This is a genomic window from Trinickia sp. (genome assembly GCF_051954495.1).
Taxonomy (GTDB): Bacteria; Pseudomonadota; Gammaproteobacteria; order Burkholderiales; family Burkholderiaceae; genus Trinickia.
This window is the reverse complement of the sequence record NZ_JBQCHR010000127.1, coordinates 57,157-63,282: the sequence shown is the minus strand read 5'-3', so window position 1 is coordinate 63,282 and position 6,126 is coordinate 57,157. Positions and strand designations below refer to the sequence as shown.

The following is a 6,126-nucleotide window of genomic DNA, read 5'->3' as shown; positions in this document are numbered from 1 at the left end:
CTAACACAGCCCGATCGGCGTAACGCCAGTGGCCAAACGGCCGGCGCGCCGCATCGCGCTACTCATTAGTCATGCAACGGCTCAATGCTTCTTGCCGCTCTCGCCGCCGCCACGCTTGAGCGTCTCGAGCGCGGCGAATGGATTGGGCTTACCGGCATCGGCTTGCTCGCCGGCGCCCGGCGCCCGTTGTTCGCCGCCGCTTTGTTCTTCTTCGTCGCCGAGCTCGCTCGCATGCTCGCCGGCCGCGCCCGACACGAGGCTTTCGTGCACTTGCGGGCAGTGTTCATGCTTCGGCACGAGCGGCAGCGACAACAGCAGCTCTTCCTCGATCAGCTCGACGAGATCGAATTGGCGCGAGCCGACGATGACGTCGATCTCGTCCTCATCGAGCGGGAACGCTTCGGCTTCCGCTTCCGTGGCGACGAGCCGGTAGGTGGCCTCGACATCGAAGGCCTGCTCGTACGGCGCGAGGCATCGCTGACACTCGAGCCACGCCGCGCCATGCAGCGCAAGCCGCAAGTAAGGCTGCGCGGCCTCGGTGCCGTCGTCCTGCAGCTCGGGTTGCGTCGAACCTTCAGCCTGCCACGTGAAAAGCGTGTCGCGATCGGGCGCTTCCGCCGGCACTTCGGCCAGCATGCGCGGCAACTGCGAAACACGCACCGCTCCGGCGGCCTGACGACCGCTGCGCGCGAATTCGAAGACGTCGATTGCGTGCGGATCGATGAGCCCGCCAGTCTTGCCCGGGTGTTGGGACATGGTTCGCTCCTCGCTACGCCGCTGTTCTTTCGCTACACTCTCGCCGCGCATCCGGCACCGCTCGCGGCGGCACGCTCAGAACGAAATTGCGGCACCGTGAAAAGCCGGAAACTATATTCGATTTATCTTTTTCAGTCAATCACTTAAACGATCGAGGCGAGGCCCGATTCGCGGCGCACCGCGTCGCTCTGGCCCTGCATCTTATCCCGCATCTCATCCCGCTTCTCACGCACGACCATGCCCGATTCCATCGCCGCACCGCCTCGCTTGATTCTCGCCTCCAGTTCGCCCTACCGTCGCGCGCTCCTCGAGCGGTTGCGCGTTGCGTTCGACGTTTGCGTGCCGGCGCTCGACGAGACGCCGCTCGCGGGCGAAGCGCCGGCGGCCACGGCGCTGCGGCTCGCGCAGGCAAAGGCACGCGCTGTCGCGCAGCGCGAGGCGAGCCCACAGTCTGCCGGCCAGGCCGCGCCTTTGCTCGTGATCGGGTCCGATCAAGTGGCGACGTTCGACGGCCGCCAAATCGGCAAGCCAGGGACGCACGAGAAAGCGCTCGAGCAACTGCGCGCCATGCGCGGCCGAACGGTCGAATTTCATAGCGCCCTATGCTTGTTCGAGAGCGCGCGCGGCGTCGCGCAGACGGAGGACGTCGTTACCCGCGTCCGGTTTCGCGATCTGTCCGACGCCGAACTCGACGCCTATCTGCGCGCTGAAACCCCCTACGACGTCGCCGGTAGCGCAAAGTCGGAAGGTCTGGGCATCGCGCTCCTGGAAACGATCGAATCGGACGACCCGACCGCGCTCGTCGGCCTGCCCCTCATCGCCCTGACGCGCATGCTGCGCGCCGCCGGGTACCCCTTATTCGGAGGCGCTCGATGAGCGGCGTCCTGTATTTGATCCCAAACGCACTGGGCGACGGAAGCGCCGAGGCGCTCGCCACTGTCTTGCCCGCGAGCGTCGTCGCACGCGCCGCTTCGCTCGGCTACTTCGTCGGCGAAAACGCCAAGAGCACGCGCGCATTCCTCAAGCGCGTGGGCGTCACCCGGCCAATACAGGAGATCGAGATTCGGGAGCTCAACGTGAACACGCCGCCCGCCGAAGTCGAGCGCCTACTCGCGCCGATCCTCGCCGGCGCGGACGGCGGCCTGGTGTCCGAAGCCGGCTGTCCGGCCGTGGCCGATCCGGGCGCCCTGCTCGTGCGCCGAGCGCACGAGCGCGGCGTCAAGGTCGTCCCGCTCGTCGGACCCAGCTCGATCCTGCTCGCGCTGATGGCCTCGGGGCTCGACGGGCAACGTTTCGCATTCCATGGTTATCTACCGGTCGACGCGGGCGAGCGCGCCAAGACACTGCGCGAACTCGAACAGCGCTCGCGCAAAGGGCGCGAAACGCAGATATTCATCGAAACGCCCTATCGAAACCGCGCGCTGCTCGATGCGCTCGTCGCGAGCTGCGCCCCTTCCACGCTCATCACGGTAGCCGTGGATTTGACGCTGGAATCGGAACGAATCGCGACGCGCAGCGCCGTCGATTGGAAAAAACACGCCGGCGCGTTCGATATGCATAAGCGGCCGGCGATCTTCTTGATGCTGGCGCGCTGACGACGCCGAAAACCAAGCCGCGGCAAGGCATTTGGGTCGGCGGCCGATGCCGCGGCGGCCGATGCCTCGACCGCCGCCCTCGCGCTCACTGCAGCTTCATGCCGCCGAGCACGAGCGCGTGGACGGCTCCCTCGCCCACCGCCGTGCCGAACTTGCGCGCGATGCGATCGGGAATGCTTTCCTTCTCCGTGTAGTCGACGATGTCGGGCGCCTTGATGATGTCGCGCGCCACATAGCCTGTGTCGCCATAACCGTCGGCCAAACCGAGCTGGACGCTCTTCTCGCCCGTCCAGAACAGCCCGGAAAAGATATCGGGCGTCTCATGCAGGCGCTTGCCGCGTCCCTGGCGGACCGCGTCGATGAATTGCTGGTGGATTTCATCCAGCATGGCCTGAGCGTGCGCATCCATCGCCGGCGTCTCGGGCGAGAACGGATCGAAAAAGCCCTTGTTCTCGCCCGACGTGTGCAACCGTCGCTGTATGCCGAGCTTGTCCATCAATCCCGTGAAGCCGAAGCCGTCCATCAGCACGCCGATCGAGCCGACGATGCTCGCGCGATCGACGTAGATCTTGTCGGCCGCCGCCGCCACGTAATACCCGCCCGACGCGCACATGTCGCCGACCACGACGTAGAGCGGCTTGGCCGGATATTTCGCGCGCAGGCGACGAATTTCCGCATTCATGATGCCGGCCTGCACGGGCGAGCCGCCGGGGCTGTTGATATAGAGGATGACACCGGCCGAATCGGCATCGGAGAATGCGCGGCGCAGCGAACGGTCGATGGACTTCGCGTTAGCGTTTTTATCCGCGGAAATCTCGCCTTCCAGGGAAACGAGCGCCGTGTGACGGCCCGTTGCCGCGACCTGCTTATGCGACGCGGCGAACACGCTAATGAAGATAAGCAGCACGACCGCCAAAAATGCGAACCGGAAAAAGATCTTCCACCGGCGCGCGGCCCTTTGCTCGTTGATGGCCGCGAGCGCGATCCGCTCGAGCGCCGCGCGCTCCCAATTGGCCTCCCGCGCGGGGCCGCCCGCATTCGGCTGTGGCTGCGACGCCCTAGGCGTTTCGGCTTGGTGCTGCTCAATGGGCGATTCGGTGGATTCCTGCGGTTCGGGCGTGTGTTGATCGGCCATGTGTTTTCGTTCGTTGTTATCGAGATAACGCGATATTCGTCATTGGGAGGCGGCCGTCGCCGGCTGGAGATCGCCGTCGGGCAGCCAAAAAACCGCGCGCCCAACGGGCGTCTCGCGCTCCTCGACCTCGACGGGGCGCAGCCGCGCGCCGCGGCACGGACCGCCGACGCAGCGCCCGGTGTCGGGCGCATAAATCGCGCCATGGGTCGCGCACATCAAGTATAAGCCCGACGATTCGAAGAACTGGCCCTCGACCCAGTCGAGTTCCATCGGCACGTGCGCGCAACGGTTCAAATAGCCGTAGGCGCGCCCGTCATAGCGCACGAAGAAGACCACGGCGTCCCCGTCGAGATAGCGGGCGGCCAGACGCACGCCATTGCCGCCATCGACGAGTTCCTCGCTCGCGCAGACGCGCACCGCTTGGCGCTCGCCCGCGCTCATGCGTGCTCCCTGAGCCACCCGGCCAGGGAGGCGACGCTTTCGGCGACGAAACGCGGCTCGAGCTTGACGAGCGCATCGGCCGGGTGGGCGCCGTACGTGACGGCCACGCCGGCCGCGCCGGCGTTCGTCGCCATTTGAAGGTCGTGCGTGGTGTCGCCGATCATGACCGTGCGCAGGAGGTCCTGCCCGAGTTCGCGCGTGAGCTCGTGCAGCATCGCGGGATGCGGCTTCGAGAACGTCTCGTCGGCGCAGCGCGTCCCGTCGAACACGCTCGTGAGCCGCACCTCGTCGAGCGCCCGGTTCAGTCCCACGCGGCTCTTGCCGGTCGCGACGGCAAGCAAATAGCCTTGCGCGCGCAGTTCGTCGAGCAGCTCCCGCACCCCGGCGAACAGCTCGGTGTGCGCATCCTTGACGAGATAGTGGAAGCGATAGCGCTCGGCCAGGCGCGGATAGTCGGCCGGGTCGAGCGAAGGGGCGGCGATCTGCAGCGCATCGCGCAGGCCGAGGCCGATCACGTAGCGCGCGGCGTCGTCGGCGGGCACGGGCAGGCCCAGGTCGCGGCAAGCGGCCTGGATGCTGCGCGCGATGTGCGCCGTCGAATCCATCAACGTGCCGTCCCAATCGAAGACGATGAGGTCAAATTGCTGTCGGGGCATCGGGTTGCGCCTCTTTGCGCAAGTCGGTGAGTTGATCGAGGAACCGCCGGCATTCGTCCGGCAAGGGCGCGCTAAGTTCGAGCGGCTCGCCCGTGATCGGATGCGTCAAACGCAAGCGGTACGCGTGCAGAAACATGCGTTTGAACGACGGGCGCGCGCCCGAGCGCGCGAGAGCCTTATTCAGCGCGAAGTCGCCGTATTTGGCGTCGCCGACGATCGGCAGCCCCAAATGGGCCAGATGCACGCGTATCTGGTGGGTTCGCCCCGTCTTGAGCTCGGCTTCGATGAGCGCGTAGCCTGGCCAGCGCTCGACCAGATTGAACACCGTATGGGACGGCAGGCCGTCCGGCTGCACGCGCACGCGACGCTCGCCTTCCGGCGTCAGGTATTTGTAAAGCGGTTCCTTGACTGCACGCCTGCGCCCCCAGTCGCTCGCCCATTCCCCATGGACGCATGCGTAATAGCGCTTGTCCATCCGGTTGTCTCGAATTTGCTCGTGCAGGCCAACCAGCGCCGCCCGCTTCTTTGCGAGCAGCAAGATGCCGGACGTTTCGCGATCGAGCCGGTGCACGAGTTCCAAGAACTTGCCGAGCGGCCGCGCCTCGCGCATCTGCTCGATCACGCCGAACGCGATCCCGCTGCCGCCATGAACGGCCACGCCGGCGGGCTTGTTGATCGCGAGCATGTGCTCGTCTTCGAAAATGACCTCGAAATTCGCCGGAGGCGCGGCCATCGCGGCCAAACCGGCCTCCAAGACGTCCGATTGCGCGACGCGAATCGGCGGGACGCGCACGACATCGCCCGCTACCAAGCGGTATTTCGCATCGATGCGCTTCTTGTTGACCCGCACTTCGCCGCTGCGCAGGATTCGATAAATATGACTTTTCGGCACCCCTTTGCAGACGCGCAGCAAGAAATTGTCGATGCGTTGCCCGGCGGCCCCATCGTCCACCTGTATCATCGAGACCTGGTCGGCTGCGACCGATTTCTGGGATATTTTGCCTAACTCATTCATTCTGAATATAATTTGCCCCAGCCATCCGTGCACGGCGCGTTTTTTTCGCTGCCGTTCGTCCGGATTGCCCAGGGTGATGCAAGAACCTGTTATTTTACTTGCTTGGCAGTATCCAAGGGCTGGTTGCTCGCCCTGAATCGAGTAGCAACGAGTTGCACGCACGGCATTCATTGCAGCAGGGACGTCGCCCATAGGCGCGTTCGGTTGCGGTCGATGCCGACGGTAACGGAATTTTGGTAAAAAAGAATTCATCAGGTGAGCCTCGGTGGCATCGCGCGTTTGTCGAGCGAAACCGGGCTCCCGATTGCGAAACCTACGGCGAGCGCCCTGTCCGTTCCGCGTGAAGCGGGACTTTCGGCGACGTCAAAAAATTGGCGAGACACGCCGTGCGGCGGTCGAGCATGCATCGGGCTTCGCGCCGCCACACGCGGCGCGGCTTTCCCCGGTCCGGCACGCGCATAGAAAGGCGCGCCGGGTCCAAGCGAGGATCCCCGAGCGCTCGGCGCGCGCCCCGTGCGACGCCGTTAT

7 protein-coding genes are annotated in these 6,126 nt (G+C 65.3%); 2 read left to right on the top strand and 5 right to left on the bottom strand.

Going from position 1 to position 6,126, the window contains the following annotated elements; genetic code table 11:
- Positions 1 to 81: 81 nt before the first annotated feature.
- Positions 82 to 756 (bottom strand): DUF177 domain-containing protein, encoded by a 675-nt coding sequence (locus ACTHNR_RS17670; protein ID WP_440548952.1) that lies wholly within the window; start codon positions 754 to 756, stop codon positions 82 to 84.
- A 237-nt stretch (positions 757 to 993) separates the two neighbouring features.
- On the opposite strand from ACTHNR_RS17670, the gene ACTHNR_RS17665 reads away from it, so the two are divergent.
- Both ACTHNR_RS17665 and ACTHNR_RS17660 read left to right on the top strand, forming a co-directional pair.
- A complete protein-coding gene (locus ACTHNR_RS17665) occupies positions 994 to 1,632 on the top strand; it encodes a Maf-like protein (protein ID WP_440548951.1) in 639 nt (212 codons plus the stop codon).
- Positions 1,629 to 2,351, top strand: coding sequence for an SAM-dependent methyltransferase (locus ACTHNR_RS17660; RefSeq protein ID WP_440548950.1), 723 nt, complete (start codon positions 1,629 to 1,631; stop codon positions 2,349 to 2,351). The genes ACTHNR_RS17665 and ACTHNR_RS17660 overlap by 4 nt, the downstream gene beginning before the upstream one ends.
- A gap of 85 nt (positions 2,352 to 2,436) precedes the next feature.
- Here ACTHNR_RS17660 and ACTHNR_RS17655 read toward each other — a convergent pair whose 3' ends face one another.
- The 4 genes from ACTHNR_RS17655 to ACTHNR_RS17640 are packed head-to-tail and all read right to left on the bottom strand — an operon-like array spanning position 2,437 to position 5,598.
- Positions 2,437 to 3,486 (bottom strand): S49 family peptidase, encoded by a 1,050-nt coding sequence (locus ACTHNR_RS17655; protein ID WP_440548949.1) that lies wholly within the window; start codon positions 3,484 to 3,486, stop codon positions 2,437 to 2,439.
- 39 nt (positions 3,487 to 3,525) lie between these two features.
- Positions 3,526 to 3,927, bottom strand: a complete 402-nt coding sequence (locus ACTHNR_RS17650; protein ID WP_440548948.1) for a Rieske (2Fe-2S) protein — start codon at positions 3,925 to 3,927, stop codon at positions 3,526 to 3,528.
- Positions 3,924 to 4,583: an HAD-IIIA family hydrolase gene (locus tag ACTHNR_RS17645; RefSeq protein WP_440548947.1), complete on the bottom strand. Its 660-nt coding sequence runs from the start codon at positions 4,581 to 4,583 to the stop codon at positions 3,924 to 3,926. Before ACTHNR_RS17645 ends, ACTHNR_RS17650 begins: the two co-directional genes overlap by 4 nt.
- The gene (locus ACTHNR_RS17640; protein WP_440548946.1) at positions 4,564 to 5,598 is read right to left on the bottom strand and encodes an RluA family pseudouridine synthase; all 1,035 of its coding nucleotides are present in this window, start codon (positions 5,596 to 5,598) and stop codon (positions 4,564 to 4,566) included. The genes ACTHNR_RS17645 and ACTHNR_RS17640 overlap by 20 nt, the downstream gene beginning before the upstream one ends.
- Between the last annotated feature and the right edge of the window lie 528 nt (positions 5,599 to 6,126).